Annotated in this window: 14 protein-coding genes and 1 pseudogene; 1 reads left to right on the top strand and 14 read right to left on the bottom strand. The window is 61.1% G+C overall.

Features of this window, described 5'->3' with window-relative positions; genetic code table 11:
* The 4 genes and pseudogenes from AYK65_RS32815 to AYK65_RS26020 all read right to left on the bottom strand — a co-directional run.
* Window positions 1–99 (bottom strand): annotated as a pseudogene (locus tag AYK65_RS32815) (GNAT family N-acetyltransferase); the annotation flags it as partial.
* 126 nt (window positions 100–225) lie between these two features.
* Window positions 226–1,089, bottom strand: a complete 864-nt coding sequence (locus tag AYK65_RS26030; protein WP_081161908.1) for a quinoprotein dehydrogenase-associated putative ABC transporter substrate-binding protein — start codon at window positions 1,087–1,089, stop codon at window positions 226–228.
* A 1-nt stretch (window position 1,090) separates the two neighbouring features.
* Window positions 1,091–1,612 carry a c-type cytochrome, methanol metabolism-related gene (locus AYK65_RS26025; RefSeq protein WP_026616654.1) on the bottom strand — a complete coding sequence of 174 codons (522 nt, stop codon included), beginning with the start codon at window positions 1,610–1,612 and terminating at the stop codon, window positions 1,091–1,093.
* A 135-nt stretch (window positions 1,613–1,747) separates the two neighbouring features.
* The gene (locus tag AYK65_RS26020; RefSeq protein ID WP_139793350.1) at window positions 1,748–3,652 is read right to left on the bottom strand and encodes a methanol/ethanol family PQQ-dependent dehydrogenase; all 1,905 of its coding nucleotides are present in this window, start codon (window positions 3,650–3,652) and stop codon (window positions 1,748–1,750) included.
* Window positions 3,653–4,107: 455 nt separating this feature from the next.
* Between AYK65_RS26020 and AYK65_RS26015 the strand changes: the two genes are divergently transcribed.
* Window positions 4,108–4,407 carry a hypothetical protein gene (locus AYK65_RS26015; RefSeq protein ID WP_046117743.1) on the top strand — a complete coding sequence of 100 codons (300 nt, stop codon included), beginning with the start codon at window positions 4,108–4,110 and terminating at the stop codon, window positions 4,405–4,407.
* Window positions 4,408–4,472: 65 nt separating this feature from the next.
* Here the strand turns inward: AYK65_RS26015 and AYK65_RS26010 are convergent, their stop codons facing one another.
* The 10 genes from AYK65_RS26010 to AYK65_RS25960 all read right to left on the bottom strand — a co-directional run bounded on the left by AYK65_RS26010 (window position 4,473) and on the right by AYK65_RS25960 (window position 14,598).
* On the bottom strand, window positions 4,473–5,213 hold the full coding sequence (locus AYK65_RS26010) for an ABC transporter ATP-binding protein (RefSeq protein ID WP_034885775.1): 741 nt from the start codon (window positions 5,211–5,213) through the stop codon (window positions 4,473–4,475).
* Window positions 5,182–5,916: an ABC transporter permease gene (locus AYK65_RS26005; RefSeq protein WP_026616650.1), complete on the bottom strand. Its 735-nt coding sequence runs from the start codon at window positions 5,914–5,916 to the stop codon at window positions 5,182–5,184. The genes AYK65_RS26010 and AYK65_RS26005 overlap by 32 nt, the downstream gene beginning before the upstream one ends.
* 86 nt (window positions 5,917–6,002) lie before the next feature.
* Window positions 6,003–6,893, bottom strand: coding sequence for an ABC transporter substrate-binding protein (locus AYK65_RS26000; RefSeq protein WP_244560116.1), 891 nt, complete (start codon window positions 6,891–6,893; stop codon window positions 6,003–6,005).
* 622 nt (window positions 6,894–7,515) lie between these two features.
* Window positions 7,516–8,148: a hypothetical protein gene (locus AYK65_RS25990; protein WP_026616647.1), complete on the bottom strand. Its 633-nt coding sequence runs from the start codon at window positions 8,146–8,148 to the stop codon at window positions 7,516–7,518.
* A gap of 315 nt (window positions 8,149–8,463) precedes the next feature.
* Window positions 8,464–9,294 (bottom strand): alpha/beta fold hydrolase, encoded by an 831-nt coding sequence (locus AYK65_RS25985; RefSeq protein WP_081161926.1) that lies wholly within the window; start codon window positions 9,292–9,294, stop codon window positions 8,464–8,466.
* A gap of 226 nt (window positions 9,295–9,520) precedes the next feature.
* Window positions 9,521–11,128 (bottom strand): MFS transporter, encoded by a 1,608-nt coding sequence (locus tag AYK65_RS25980; protein ID WP_081161903.1) that lies wholly within the window; start codon window positions 11,126–11,128, stop codon window positions 9,521–9,523.
* The gene (locus tag AYK65_RS25975; protein ID WP_081161899.1) at window positions 11,125–11,580 is read right to left on the bottom strand and encodes a DoxX family protein; all 456 of its coding nucleotides are present in this window, start codon (window positions 11,578–11,580) and stop codon (window positions 11,125–11,127) included. Before AYK65_RS25975 ends, AYK65_RS25980 begins: the two co-directional genes overlap by 4 nt.
* Before the next feature lie 10 nt (window positions 11,581–11,590).
* Entirely contained in the window at window positions 11,591–13,573 is a 1,983-nt protein-coding gene (locus AYK65_RS25970; protein ID WP_081161923.1) for an amidohydrolase, read from the bottom strand.
* The gene (locus tag AYK65_RS25965) at window positions 13,573–13,863 is read right to left on the bottom strand and encodes a XapX domain-containing protein (RefSeq protein WP_046117161.1); all 291 of its coding nucleotides are present in this window, start codon (window positions 13,861–13,863) and stop codon (window positions 13,573–13,575) included. Before AYK65_RS25965 ends, AYK65_RS25970 begins: the two co-directional genes overlap by 1 nt.
* Before the next feature lie 84 nt (window positions 13,864–13,947).
* On the bottom strand, window positions 13,948–14,598 hold the full coding sequence (locus AYK65_RS25960; protein ID WP_026616642.1) for a hydrolase: 651 nt from the start codon (window positions 14,596–14,598) through the stop codon (window positions 13,948–13,950).
* Window positions 14,599–14,620 lie beyond the last annotated feature (22 nt).

Below are 14,620 nucleotides of genomic sequence, written 5' to 3'. Positions count from 1 at the left end.
CTCGACCAGCACCTCGCCGGCCTTCGGCCCCTCGAGCTGCACAGTTTTCACTTCCAGCGGTTTGCCAGCCTGCGTGGCTACGGCTGCGCGTACGTCCATGTCTCCGTCCTCCCTAGAGCATCATCTCCGCCATGGACTCGTTCGTCAGGACGAGCCCGACAAGATGCAGCCTCTTCTCAACCTTGGGCAGTCACCGGATGCCGATGACTTACCGGTACTTCAACGTCACTCCGTGATGCTCTCGTCATCCTCATTGAGCAGCGGGACACCGTACGAGAGCAACAGCTTGTTGATGTCGTCCTGGTTCTCCCTGATGAAGCTGTTGAGCGTGCGTTTCCATTGCTGGTCGGACGGCCGCACCCCCATCGTGATCCGATAGGCCATGCGCGAGCCGCCCTTCTCCCTGGTCAAGGACACGATAGCCAGATCGACTTCCGACTTGCGGACGTAATAACCTGCCATCGGTCCCCAAACCACGGCGGCGTCAATCACGCCTGCCACGATGTCGCGGACCATGACCTCAGCCATTGACGGTGCCCTCCGCGTGTCGACCACGAGAGGATAGATCTTTGCTTTGCGCATCAGTCTCGCCGCCGCCATATTTGCGGAGGGCGACGTTGCGTGGACCACGCCGATCCTCTTGTCGACAAGCTTCGGATCGGTCAGCGTTTCCACGCCGGCAAGATCGCCGTCCTTCTTGTAAATCAGCACATAGGAGGAGCGGTAATAAGCGTTTGTGTTCTGGACGAGTTCGTCCCCCTGAGCATACCCCATGATGATGTCGCAGCGATTGGCGCCGAGCGTATTGCGCACAAAACCAGGGATCGACGGAAACCAGGTATAGGCGACGGAGCTTCGTCCCGTCGCGGCTGCGACCATCTCGGCGAGCTTGTTCTCGAACCCTTCGCCGCTCTTGTCGGAGAAGGGCATGTTGGACGGGTCGGCGCAGACCCGCAGCGTCTCCGGGTCAACCAGCTCGCCGGCAGCCCCGAGCCCGGCGCCCTGGGAATGGGCCTGCAACGGCATCAGCGCGGCCATGGTCATCGAGATGAGGGCTGCACTGCAAGTCCGATGGGCGCCGTATGCCATGTCATCCACCCATGCAGGACGCTTCGTAGGCCGTGGCCGCTTCCGGTTTGTTGGCCTTCTTGGGTGGACGACCGCGCGGTGCCGCGTCGACGGCTCGGGCGCGCAGGTAGATGTAGATGTCATCAAGGTAGCAGTAGACGTTCTTGTTGTCTCCAAAGGCAGGCATGACAACCTCTTTGCCGCCGACGACGCTCTTGCGTCCTTCGGCGACGATCGAAAGGAATGTCCCGTAATCGACATTCTTCATGGTCTTGGCGAGAGCCGGGGCATAGGAGGACCCTTCGCCGTCGGGTCCGTGACAGACATGACAATCGGCGTGATAGCGGCGATATCCGTTGAACGTGTACCAATCGACGATGCCGTTCTCGATCTTGAAGGTGGGATTGCCTTCGGCGTCGAAGTGCTTCCCGTCCTCCTCCGTGACGCTGGCGGCCTTTTCCTTGCTGTCCTCAGCTAGGGCGGTGCTGTTTGTAAACGGCAGCAGAACCGCGGCAAGGGTTGAAATGATGAAGCGTGATAACATTCATGACCTCTTTCCCGCCGCATGGTTTATTCTCCCAATGGACAGACGGGGCTTGAGATTCTTGTCTGGTGGAAGCGAGAGCCCGGCAGCGTTTGCTGCTACAATTGGTCCGGGCTCTCGCTCAGGCAGCCGTGATCAATCCGGAAGGCCGAATACCGTCAGCTGTCCGCCAAGCGTCGTATACTCGGCCAACTTGGCGTAACCGCCCACCGCACCCAGACCCGCTGTGGCGATGGCTTGGCTTTCTTCGGTCGGAGCTCTCTCACCGGCCACTGCCTGCTGCCACGCTGCAGCACCCTCAGCGCCCAGAAGGCCACCGGCGAGTCCGATGCCTGCCCAGCCGCCGATACCCGACAGAACCGCGATATACTGCTTGCCGCCGTGCTCGAAGGTGTTGATGTTGCCGATGATGCCGGACGGAGTCTTGAACCTGTAGAGTTCTTTTCCTTCCGTATCCACTGCCTTGATGTAGCCTTCGAGCGTGCCATAGAAGATGACGTCGCCCTCAGTTGCGAGCGCCCCTGACCACACCGAGAACTGCTCCGGCTTCGACCAGACGATCTCACCCTTGGCTGCGTCCCAGGCAATGAAATTACCCATGCCGCCGTGGCTGTTGGGCGTGGGGTACATATTCACGGTCGCGCCCACATAGGCCTGACCGGCCGTGTAGCTCACCCTGTACGGCTCGTAATCCATGCAGACATGGTTGGTCGGCACATAGAACAGTTTCGTCTTTGGCAAATAGGTTGCCGGTTGCTGGTCTTTCGTTCCAAGCGCTGCCGGGCAGACACCGGTGGTGTTAAAGTCCTCGCCGTTATGTTCGGTGGAGTACTTTTCTACAACCTGGGGACGCCCATACTTGTCGCTCTTGGGATCCATCACGACCTCGGTCGCCCAGTTCACCGTCGGATCGTACTTCTTGGCAACCAGAAGCTCACCCGTTGCACGGTCGAGGGTGTAGGCGAAGCCATTGCGGTCGAAATGCACGAGCACGTCCCTCGGCTGACCCATGATTTCCATGTCGTCGACTAGGATCATCTCGTTGACGCCGTCATAGTCCCATTCGTCATGAGGCGTCATTTGATAGGCCCACTTGGCCATGCCCGTGTCGGCATCGCGCGCAAAGATCGTCATCGACCAGCGGTTGTCACCGGGTCTCTGGTTGGGGTTCCAGGTCGAAGGATTTCCGGTCCCATAATAGATCAGATTGAGCTCTGGATCGTAGGAGTACCAACCCCATGTGGTTCCGCCGCCGGTCTTCCACTGCTCGCCTTCCCAGGTGTTCATCCCGGAGTCCTTGCCGACCGGCTTACCGAGATGAGTAGTCTTCTCCGGGTCGATCAGCGTTTCTGAATCAGGACCTGTCGAATATGCGCGCCACGCTCGCTTGCCATCACTCAAATTGTAGGCCGTGATATGACCGCGGACACCATACTCGGCACCGGATATGCCGACGATTACCTTGTCCTTGACCACCATGGGTGCGGATGTGGACGATTCGGACAGGCTCCCGTCTTTTTTCTCGCCATTTTGGACTTGCCAAACGACCTTGCCGGTCTTGGCATCAAGCGCGGTGATCGTCGTGTCCGCCTGGCCAAGGATGATCTTGCCGTCGCCGTAGGCCACACCGCGGTTGACGGTGTCGCAGCACATGATGGCGATGACGTTCGGATCCTGCTTTGGCTCGTATTTCCAAAGCATCCTGCCTTCGTTCTTGAGATCAAGCGCATAGACGATATTCGGGAACGGCGTGTGTACGTACATAACGTCGCCGATCACGAGCGGGCCGCCTTCATGGCCGCGCAAAACACCAGTGGAGAAGGTCCACTTGACCTGCAGATCCTTGACGTTGTCCTTGTTGATCTGTTTCAGCTTCGAGTAGCGGGTGTTTGCATAATCGCCCGTAGGCATCGCCCAATTCTTCGCGTCGGCTGCAAGGGCCATCAGCTCCTCATTGGCCAATGCACTTCCGGCAAGAGCCGCCGTCAGAAATCCAGCAGCGGTCACTGGCAGATAGACGAATTTTCCAAGCATGCGCATGCGAAATCCTCCCGATGTCGATATTCAACCCGAGGTTCGCCATCACAAATCCTCGGGATACCACAAAGGCCAGCCCAAGCGATGTCATGCTTGTCATGGGACATGCGCTTCCGTCAGCGTGTCACGATCGTTTGGATGGGCAGTAGGCACCGCAATTGCCCGTTCCATTGATCGGACACTTTGCCGCTCCCTAAAGACAAGCCTTGAAGCCGGAAACCGATGGAAGAATAGGCTTTAAGACCAAATAACGCAAATTAAATTCGCAGAGTTTGTGCGTCGCAAAACGAAACATGCTGCTACGCAACATGCCATTACTATATATCAAGGTTGGCCGTGCCTGATTTACTGCAATAATGTAAAGTATCGCGAAGAATAACTTGGCTGCTCTTATATCCACGGGAGATTTCAGAGTGACCACTCGAACTTTGGGCGCGATTGCTTTTCTCGCTCCGTTTATGTGTGTCGTCACCGCGTCGGCGGCCGGAGACTATCCGACGGTTGCGGTCGTGGACTATGTGTACGCCTGTATGAAAGCTAATGGCGAAACACGAGCCGCACTCGAAAGCTGTTCCTGCTCCATCGACGTCATAGCCTCGATTATGCCGTACGAGCGCTATGAGGCGGCCGAGACGTTCAGGAGCCTAGGACTTCAGGCGGGCGAAAGAGGGGCTCTGTTTCGCGAAAGTGCGCCGGCGAAATCTGTCGACGCCGAATTGAGACGAGCGCAGGCAGAAGCAGATGTCCGCTGCTTCTGACCTTCAAGCTCCGCGCTCCGATCGCCTCTTCCCCGGCAGGGCCGCGTGCCTTATCGGTTTGGCGATTACACCGCGTCGGGAAACCTCTTGTGAAAAGCCGAGACGAGATTGTCGAGCGCTGGCGCGTCGCGCAAGCGGCGTTCGAGAGGCACGTCGAAGATGCCAAGCACCTGCGCCGGGCGCGGTGACAGCAGGATGATACGATCGGCAAGCAGAAGGGCTTCGCGCAAATTGTGGGTCACCATCAGTGCGGTGGTGGGCCGAGCTGCCCATACTGTCATCAGAAGACGGCGCAACCTGTCGGCGGTCCGTTCGTCGAGCGAGGCGAAAGGCTCGTCGAGAAAGAGCACGGCGGGTTCCGTGGCGAACGCTCGCGCCAGTGCCGCGCGTCGCGCAAGCCCGAGCGAAAGCTCCGAAGGGTAGAGCGACCGCATTGCGGAGAGGCCTAGAATTCCGAACAGCGAATTCAGGTCTTTGTCCCTGAGGTTCCGAGGCAGCGCCAGGCGGACGTTCTGCTCCACTGTGCGCCAGGGGAGAAGCACCGGCTCCTGAAAGACCGCAGCGACGCGGTTGGAGCCGCCTTCCGGCAACTGGTAACTGCCCAAGAATTGCCGATCGAGACCCATCAGGATTCGCAAGGTCGTGGTCTTCCCGCAGCCAGATGGCCCCAGCAGGCAGGCAAATTCGCCCCGCCTGACCTCAAAGGAAAGTCCGCGCAATGCGACAATCGTGACGCCCGTGGCCGATCGGAAAGTCTTCTCGGTAATGTCGACTTTAAGCGGGGCGGCGGCGCCAGCGAGTTGCATGTCGTTCAAGTGGCTGCACCAGAAGGAGTTCGATCAACAGCATGATGGCCACGAAGGCCAGCGTGTAAGCAAGAATGGCAGCAACATCGAATATCTGGAAGTAGAGATAGATCTGGAAGCCGACACCGCTGGAACGACCGAGCAGCTCGACGACGAGCACAATCTTCCAGATCAGCGCAATGCCGGAGCGCGAGGCGGCTGCGAAATAGGGCTGCAACTGCGGCATCAGCACATGGCGGATACGATCGACCGGTCCTAGCCGGTAGACGTTGGCCATTTCTGCGAAACGAGGGTCGAGCGCACGCGCACCCTCGCGCATGGTGACCACGACATTGGGTATCTTGTTGACCGCAACGGCGCCGATCGCGGCAGCCTCCGTCAGGCCGAACCAAATATAGGCGAGGACGATAACGACGAGCGCCGGGAGGTTGAGAAAGAGGACAAGCCAGGGATTGAAGAAGGAATCCGCCCGCCGGTGCGTGCCGAGCAGGACGCCAATGACCGTCCCCACGACCATGGCGACGACATAGGCCGCCGCCACCCGCCAGAGCGTCATAGCGAGGTGATAGCCAAGGTCGCCGCTCGCCGCCTCCTTGAGAAGCACCTGCCAGACGTCAAGCGGTGGCGGAAAGGCACGGCTCGGCCAGATCCCTGCCGCGGCGCTCCAGACCAGGCATAGCCCGAGCAGCGATGTCAGCACCATCAGGGCAGGCAACAAGGCGCCAATCCCGCGATAGACCGGGTGTGCACGGCGGGTTCTGGAGACCCCGTTTTCCGATCCCGAGGCTATCATGTCTTCAATGCCGCCCAGAATGTTCCTGGAGCCATCTGCCGTGCCTCGCCGACGAGCTTCTCCCCGCCCAGGTCGGCGAGAATTTCGTACAGCTTGGCGGCATCGCTTTCCTCTTCGGCAACAGGTCGGTTTGGAATGCCTTCCCGATAGCGATCACGCAGCACCTCGAGTTCCCTGCCTTCCGCGCGAACAATGGGGGCCAGACGCTGCCATTCGGCGTCGGAATCGGCCAGAAGCCTCTTGGCCGCCGCGCTTGCCTTGACGAAGCTCATCGGCACGTCGGGGTTTTCGTTCGCCCATTTGTCATGGAAGACATATCCCAGCGCCGAGACAGGTCCCGAGGCCCCGAGCGCCTTGGCTGCATCGTCGGCACCGATCAGGCGGCGAAAGCCTTTTGCTTCGAGACGCGCGCAGAAATGCCAAAAGTTCAAGACTGCGTCGAGCTCGCCGGAGAGAGCCTTTTCCGAAAGCAGGGGCGGCGCACCGAAAACGACGTCGGCCTCCCTGGCTAGGTCCATCTTATAGTCACGCTGGGCAAGTCCTTGGATCAGAAGCCAGCTCTTGTCGAGCGACCCACCGGCTACGCCGATCTTTCTTCCCACAAGGTCCGGGATGCCGCGAATTGGCGCGTCCGCTTTGACCATGATAGCGCCAACCGCGGTCGAGTAAGGCGCGAAGGTGAGATCCTCGCCCATGGAGCGCTGGCGCGACACCCACAACCAGTCGGAAACGATGATATCCAGGTCCCCGGCAAGGATAGCGACATTGGTGGCGTCTTCGCCGGCGAAATAGGCGACTTCCACGTCGACGCCGTTGGCCGCATCGAATCGATTGTGCTTGATGGTGTCAAGTTCCCAGTTCACCGTGCCGAATTTCAGAACACCCACCCGTATCTTCGGAGCGGGAGGGTTAGCCAAGGCGCGGAATCCGAGAGGATTTGCAGCAGCTAGCAAGGCGACGCCGCAAAATACGCGCCGCGATATGTTCATGACGCTACCTCCCAGCAAATGGCTGCGACGACCTCAAATTTCCCGATCCTTCTCGGGGAACACACATGTCCATCGCACGACCTTCAGCCCCGGATGGCTCTCGGACCATCTCGCGATCTCCCTCGGGGCCAACAGCATGCACTCGGCAAGCGACCCACGGCTCTCGAAATACAGATGCTCAGTGCGGCAACTCGTGGGGTTGGCCAACATGCAGACGGTCAGGACGAGATCGACGAGGTTCACTTGAGCACCTTTCACTGCGCGAAGATGCGCGGAAAGAACCCTTATTTTTGCATGCTGAGCATGCGACAGACAGGCTTTCACCACAGCACACCGCGTGTTTCAGACGCGCAAAGGTCGCCGTAGCACTTTGAATTGCTGCATGTTTTTATTCCTAAATCGGCTACGATTTAGGAACATGCAGCGGGTGCCCGATGGAAAGCCTGCGATGAGGATACGCGCGCAAAGAACGAGCGTCAAATCCTGCGAAGCGCCGCTCCGGCGGCGGAAGGCGCGGTGCTCATCTGGCCTTCAGCGCTTCCGCAATCGTCTTGACCAATGCGTATAAACGCCGCTCGATCAGCGTCGGCACCTCGCAGACGAAGCTCAACGATCGCGCGCGTTCCTGAAATACACGTGTCTGAAACGCGAGCCGGTCACTCCGCAGCGCGATTTCGTTCGGGTCGGCATCGGCCTTGGCCCGTAGCGCATCCACGGCAGAGGCCTCCTGCCGCAGGACTTCCGCGATGTCCCTCTGCCTTTTCGCGTAGCGTGCAATGCCGGCGATAACGTCCGAGCGCTCTCGGTTCATCTGATCGAACAGCCCCTGCACCAGCATGGTCAAGCGCCGCTCCCTCTCGTCCTCCGGCAGGCTTTCCGCATACTCTCTGATCTTTTGCTGCGCCTCCGGCAGCGGCAGGCGGCGGGCTGACAGTTCCGTCACCAAAGCAGAAATCCCCGCATCTTTGGACCAGTCGGCGGCCGTCTGCGGCAGGTTGGCACCAGTCCAGAACTGGCCAAGCGAAAGCTCCGGAACCTTGCGCTGTATACACGGCCAGTCGGGACCGGCCCCTTGCGCAGCCAAGGCCGGCCAAGCGACGAGTGCAGCTTCTGCCGCCGCGAGGATAAAACGCACCAGGGATGGGCACCACATCAGGCACTTCCTCCGGATCCTGCTTGCGGCCGAGAAAGACGGTTGATGGATCATAAGCGAGGATCGCGCGGGCCGAAAGGAGCACGGCGAACGCAACTACGATCAGGGAGACTGCGCCTTGCCAGCCAGTTGCGGTTGCTGAACATGTCGTAAGCCGCTCGTTGCTTCGATGTCGCCGAGCGATCCAACGTGCCTTGAGCGGAGGCATAGAAAAGCCGGTCATCGTCGATGCGATCAACCGTTCCCGCGTGCTCGCGGATGCCGGTGCAGCGTCGGCTGCACGGGCCGGCGACGCTCGCCGGCCCGCTGGTTTTCTTATGCCCTGATGAACTCGAGCAGATCCGGATTGATCACATCGGCATGCGTCGTCAGCATGCCGTGCGAATAGCCCTCGTACACCTTGAGCGTACCGTGCTTCAGGAGCTTCACGGCGAGCCGCGCGGAATTGTCGATCGGCACGATCTGGTCGTCGTCTCCGTGCATGACCAGCGTCGGCACCTCGACCTTCTTGAGGTCGTCGGTGAAATCGGTTTCGGAGAATGCCTTGATGCCGTCGTAGTGCGCCTTGGCGCTGCCCATCATGCCCTGCCGCCACCAATTCTGGATCGCTCCCGTCGAGACCTGCGCACCGGGGCGGTTGAATCCGTAGAAGGGACCACTTGGGAGATCGAGGAAGAACTGCGCACGGTTTGCGGCGAGTTGAGCGCGCAGACCATCGAACACCTCGATCGGAAGGCCGCCGGGGTAGGCTTCTGTCTTGAGCATGATTGGCGGTACGGCGCCGACCATGACGAGCTTGGCGACGCGGCCGGCACCATGGCGAGCGACATAGGCCAGAGCCTCGCCGCCGCCGGTGGAGTGGCCGATGTGGACGGCATCGCGCAGATCGAGCTCAGTCGCAAGCGCGGCGACATCCGCCGCGTAGTGTGCCATGTCGTGGCCGTCGCTGACCTGGGTCGAGCGACCGTGGCCGCGGCGGTCGTGGGCAATGACGCGGTAACCCTTGCTCAGAAAGTAGAGCATCTGCGCGTCCCAATCGTCCGAGGACAGGGGCCAACCGTGGTGGAACACGATCGGCTGGCCCGAGCCCCAATCCTTGTAGAAGATCTCGACGCCGTCTTCGGTCTTGATGAAATTCTGGGTCATGGGAACGGTTCCTTTGCTTTGGTTCGAGGTGGAGTTTTCCGCCGCGAAGGCCGCCGTGACGGCCATCGCGAACGAAACCGAAGCGCCCGCAAGCAGGGCTTGCCTGCGCGACAATGTAAGAGAAAAATCGATCATTTTGCTCCTAAAAGTTGTATGGATGCCTGCGTGTATCGACGCACCAGCGAACGCCCGTGCTAGCTGTGATGCCGAAAGGATGACGCTCTCGTCAGCTACCGCCGAGATGTGGCCGGTTGATCGACAGGAGGTGATGCACGACCGGTGCTTCGGATCCCTTGTGGTAGAGGCGGACTCCCTGCTGAATGTCGGCGTCCGCCTTCGAGACGCGCCTGTGCTGACGCATGTGCTCCGCCCAGGACTCGACCATGAACCACTCGACGATGCGGCTCGGATCGGCGGCATCCTCGGTCAAGCCCCAGCCGTAGGCCCCATCGCGTCGGCGCTCGTGCGAAAGGCGGGCAAGCGCCTTCAGGAATGAAGGCCTATCCGTCTTGTCGACGGTGTATTCGATCAGCACGAGAACCGGACCGCGGTCGTTTTCGATCGGTGCGGCAGTCAAAGGCTCCGGCCAATGATTGGAGGGAACGAGGTCCGCCTCACCCTTGGGAAGCTTCACCGCGTGGAAGCCAAGCCCGACACAGAGAAGGCCTATAGCGGCAGCCCCCAAGGCGACCGGCACGCCCACTGCTTCCGCGACCGCGCCCCAGACGAGACTGCCGCCCGTCATCGCGCCGTTGAACACCGTGAGATAGACGGCGAGCGAGCGGCCCCGCACCCAATTCGGAAGGATGGACTGTGCGGTGCTGTTCAGTGTCGTCAGCGCCGTGATCCAGGCGGCGCCGCAGACGAGCAGGGCAGTGATTGCCGTCCATTGCGGCGGAGCAAGCGAAAGCACGCCCATGACGATCGCCGTAACGATTGCCGAGGCGAGCAAAAGTCCATCGGCATCGAGTAGGGCGCGCAGCCGTGGCATCACCAGCGCACCGCAGATCGCGCCCGCGCCCACGGCACCAAGCAGAACGCCATAGAAGCTGGCGCCGCCGCCGAGAAGCTGACGGGCAACGAGCGGCAGCAAGGCCCAGATAGCGCTCGAGAAGGCGAAGAACACGGCGGCACGAAGCAGAACGACGTGCAGTTCCCTGCTTGCCCGCGCATAGCGTAGCCCCGCCCGGAAGGCGCCGAAGAACCGTTCGGCAAGCGCATCGTCCTCGACCGCTTCACGCCGCCACCACAGCAGTGCCGCGATCACGAAGACATAGGTGATGACATCCACCCCATAGGTGACGGCAGCGCCGAACCAGGCGAGCAACAAGCCCCCGAGTGCCGGACCGATCGCCCGGGAAATATTGATGCCGAGCGAGTTCAGCGCGACTGCGCCCTTGACGTCCTGCCTCGGCACGAGTTCGGGGACGATCGCCTGCCATGTCGGTGCGACGAGAGCAGCGCCGATGCCACCGACGAAAGTCAATGCGATAAGGGAGCTGACGGATTGCTGCCCCGTGGCCGACAGAAAAAGGAGACAAAGGCTAGTGACGGCAAGCAGCAACTGGACAACGATCAGGAACTTACGCCGATCAAGAATGTCGGAAAGCACGCCGGCCGGGATGGCGAGCAGGAAGATCGGCAGCGTCGCCGCGGCCTGCACCAGGGAAACCGCGACCGGCGTTGCCGAAAGATCGGTCACGAGCCAGGAACTGGCGACGTCACGAATGAAACTGCCGGTGTTGCCGACGATCGTCGCCACCCACAGGACCGCGAAGACCTTCTGCCGCAACGGAGCGAAAGTGCCCGTACCCTCGACGGCCGTCGCTCTCATCGCACACTCCTCCGTGCCGTCAGACGATCGCCGAGATCATAGAAGGCGACAAGAACAAAGGCGCCGACGAGGCCGAGATGCTCAAAGAAGCCGTTCATCGCCATCGATCGCTCCATTCCCGGCGGTAATTCCCAGAAGCGAAATGCGATGGAGGTCGCAAGCAGCGTGAAGAGGGCAAGCGCAACAGCGGCCGCCCAGCGAAAGACGCCTGCAAGGATGAGGGCTGACATCGAAAGCTCGAAGACGATGACCCCGACGGCAAAGACCGGAGCCGGATGAAGGCCGAAATGGTCCATTTCGGCAAGCGCTCCGCCAAAATCGAAGATCTTGACGAGGGGCCCCTGAATATAGGCTGAGCAAAGGGCGAGCAGCGCCAGCGTATGGAGTACCGGCGTGCTCAGCGCCTGTGGCCGGCCTTCACGCGATCGGCCCTCTTCTGCGACATTCGTCATGGCCTATCCCCTATACGGCCCAGCATGAGCAACCGAGGGCGCCGAAGAAGCCCTTGAGATCGGCGACGGGCAATCTCGAAGTCCAGGCCCCAGCATGATCATGGCCGTGGATGCCGCAACCATTAGCGCAGCCGCAGGAGGCGATCGCCGTTCTTCTAAGCGAATGTCGGCCGGCTCCTTCCGGCTCGCCCCACGCGGCATAGCCGCCATAGGTTCTGACCGGCGACCAGTCCGGCATCGCCGGCGGCAGCGGATTTTCGTCGAGGCTGGCAAAATCGTTCGCCGCATAGACGATCCTGCCGCCAACCATTGTAAGGTCGGAGGTCAGGAAGGAGATCTCGTCCTCGGCACAGGCGAAATAATCCTTGCTGGGCACGATTAGGTCGGCGAGCTGCCCCTTCTCGATGCGCCCCTTCTTGCCTTCCTCGTTGGAGAACCACTGCACCTTCTCGGTCCACATGCGGAGCGCGGTTTCGCGGTCGAGGCAGTTGGCGCGCGGATAGAGCTGCATGCCGCCCACCGTCTTGCCCGTCACCAACCAGGAAAGCGAGACCCAGGGGTTGTAGGAGGCGACGCGGGTGGCATCCGTGCCCGCGGAGACATTCACGCCCTTCTCAAGCATACGCGCGACCGGCGGTGTCGCTTCGGCGGCGCCGTGGCCATAACGCTCGACGAAATATTCGCCCTGGTAGGCCATCCGGTGCTGCACGGCGATGCCGCCGCCGAGTGCTGCAATCCGGTCGATCGACTGGTCGGAGATCGTCTCGGCATGGTCGAAGAACCAGTTGATGCCGGAAAGCGGGATATCCTGGTTCACCTTCTCGAAGACATCGAGCGCACGGCTGATCGTCTCGTCATAGGTGGCGTGCAGGCGCCAGGGCCAGCGGTTTTCCGCGAGGATACGTACCACCTCCTCGAGCTCGCCTTCCATTTCGGGCGGCAAATCGGGGCGCGGCTCGCGGAAGTCCTCGAAGTCCGCTGCCGAGAAGACCAGCATCTCGCCGGCGCCGTTGTGGCGGAAGAAATCGTCGCCCTGCTTGGATTTGACCGAGGAGGTCCATTTGAGGAAGTCCTCCTTCTCCTCCTTCGGCTTCTGCGTGAAGAGATTGTACGCGAGCCTGACAGTCATCTGCCCTTCGTCGGAGAGCTTCTGGATGACGGCGTAGTCGTCCGGATAATTCTGGAAGCCGCCACCTGCATCGATGACGCTGGTGACGCCCAGACGATTGAGCTCACGCATGAAGTGGCGAGTCGAATTGACCTGGTATTCGAAGGGCAGCTTCGGCCCCTTGGCAAGCGTCGAATAGAGGATGCCCGCATTCGGCTTGGCGATGAGCAGCCCGGTTGGATTGCCATTGGCGTCGCGGGTGATCTCCCCGCCCGGGGGGTTCGGCGTGTCCTTGGTGTAGCCCACCGCCCGGAGTGCTGCGCCGTTAAGCAGCGCCCGGTCATAGAGATGGAGGAGGAATACCGGTGTCTCGGGGGCGATCGCGTTGATATCGTCGATCGTCGGAAGCCGCTTTTCAGCGAACTGCTGTTCGGTGAAGCCGCCGACGACGCGCACCCATTGCGGCGGCGGCGTGATCGCGACCTGACGCTTCAGCATATCCATCGCATCGGCAAGCGAGCGCACCCCGTCCCAGCGCAGTTCCATGTTGTAGTTCAGGCCGCCGCGGACGACGTGAGTATGATTGTCGTTCAGCCCCGGCAGAACGCGTTTGCCCTTGAGGTCGACGACCTTCGTGCCCGGCCCGGCAAGGCCCATGATCGTTCTGTCGTCGCCGACGGCCAGGAACCGGCCGTCCTTGATCGCGACCGCGCTCGCCGCCGGATTGGCACGATCGAGCGTGGTGATGAGGCCGCGGTGGAGGATCAGGTCGGGCGTCATAGAGGCGTCTCCAGTCGATTGAGGATCGGCGGCGCTGGCCGGCGAGAAGAGCGCCGGCAGAGCAAGGCTCGATGCCGCGCCGAGAAAGGAGCGTCGCGTCGGCATCATCCAGCCCTTTCATCCTGTGTTGCGGCTTCCGTCACGATGCGTGCCGCGGCACGGCCGCCTCGCGGGAGGTGCCCGAACATGTGCGGCTTGACGTGATGCATCCAGGACCCGACCACCGGCTCGCGGCTCCAGAGTGTGCGGGCGAAGGGCACGATCTGTTCGCCGACGAGGATGCCGAGCAGGCCTACGAGTGCCACCACGGGCGGTGCCGGCGAACGGACGTTCAAGAGCGAATAGATGATGCCGACGAGAAGCCCGGCTCCGAGCGAAAGGAGATACATCTTCATCACTATTTCCTATGTCAGGCGACCGGTATCGCCCGGCCGCCTTCCAGCGGTCGGGCCAAGTATTCGGCTACTTTGCCGCCGCGGTCAGTGGCCCTCGGACGCGCCGAACATCGATTTGGCGTAGATGATGCCGAGCCCGTAGGCGCCGCCGAACTTCTTGGCGATGCCGGTGGTCATCTCGTAGGTCTCGGTACGCGCCCAGTCGCGCTGCAGTTCGAGCATGTATTGCAGCGAAGTCATCGGCCGGACTCCGGCCTGTACCATGCGGTCCATCGCACGCTCATGCGCCTCGTCGGACACGTCGCCACAGGCATCGGCGACCACGTAGACTTCGAAGCCCTGATCGAGGGCGGAAAGGGTCGGGCCGACGATACAGACGGAGGTCCAAAGTCCGCACAACACCAGACGCTTCTTGCCGATCCGATTGACCTCTTCGATCACCGCAGGGTCTTCCCAGGTGTTCATCGAGGTGCGATCCAGAAGCGCCTGGCCGGGGAAGGCATCGGTGATCTCGGAGAACATGGGGCCCGAGAACGTCTTCTCAGCAACAGTCGTCAGGATGGTCGAGACACCGAAGCCAGCGGCGGCGTGGGCGACCAGTGCCGCGTTGTTGCGCAACAGAACCGCGTCGATCGACTTCGTCGCAAAGGACATCTGCGACTGGAAATCGATCATGATCAGCGTGTGGTCCTTGGGCGAAACGAGAAGGTTGCCAGGGGTCGGTGTCGCGTTCAGGGTCATGGTCTTGGCCTCTTTC

The sequence above is a fragment of the Ensifer aridi genome, from assembly GCF_002078505.1.
Taxonomy (GTDB): domain Bacteria; phylum Pseudomonadota; class Alphaproteobacteria; order Rhizobiales; family Rhizobiaceae; genus Sinorhizobium; species Sinorhizobium aridi.
The sequence above is the reverse complement of the archived record's forward strand: the minus strand, read 5'-3'. Positions and strand labels throughout refer to the sequence as shown.

Coding starts and splice junctions, on each gene's coding strand:
- AYK65_RS26005 (WP_026616650.1), bottom strand. CDS start 5,916: ATGGTGCTGACATCGCTGCTCGGGCTATGCCTGGTCTGGAGCGCCGCG.
- AYK65_RS25985 (WP_081161926.1), bottom strand. CDS start 9,294: ATGACCCAGAATTTCATCAAGACCGAAGACGGCGTCGAGATCTTCTAC.
- AYK65_RS25970 (WP_081161923.1), bottom strand. CDS start 13,573: ATGCCGACGCGACGCTCCTTTCTCGGCGCGGCATCGAGCCTTGCTCTG.
- AYK65_RS25990 (WP_026616647.1), bottom strand. CDS start 8,148: ATGTGGTGCCCATCCCTGGTGCGTTTTATCCTCGCGGCGGCAGAAGCT.
- AYK65_RS25975 (WP_081161899.1), bottom strand. CDS start 11,580: ATGACGAATGTCGCAGAAGAGGGCCGATCGCGTGAAGGCCGGCCACAG.
- AYK65_RS26030 (WP_081161908.1), bottom strand. CDS start 1,089: ATGGCATACGGCGCCCATCGGACTTGCAGTGCAGCCCTCATCTCGATG.
- AYK65_RS26025 (WP_026616654.1), bottom strand. CDS start 1,612: ATGTTATCACGCTTCATCATTTCAACCCTTGCCGCGGTTCTGCTGCCG.
- AYK65_RS26020 (WP_139793350.1), bottom strand. CDS start 3,652: ATGCGCATGCTTGGAAAATTCGTCTATCTGCCAGTGACCGCTGCTGGA.
- AYK65_RS26010 (WP_034885775.1), bottom strand. CDS start 5,213: ATGCAACTCGCTGGCGCCGCCGCCCCGCTTAAAGTCGACATTACCGAG.
- AYK65_RS26015 (WP_046117743.1), top strand. CDS start 4,108: ATGTGTGTCGTCACCGCGTCGGCGGCCGGAGACTATCCGACGGTTGCG.
- AYK65_RS25980 (WP_081161903.1), bottom strand. CDS start 11,128: ATGAGAGCGACGGCCGTCGAGGGTACGGGCACTTTCGCTCCGTTGCGG.
- AYK65_RS25965 (WP_046117161.1), bottom strand. CDS start 13,863: ATGAAGATGTATCTCCTTTCGCTCGGAGCCGGGCTTCTCGTCGGCATC.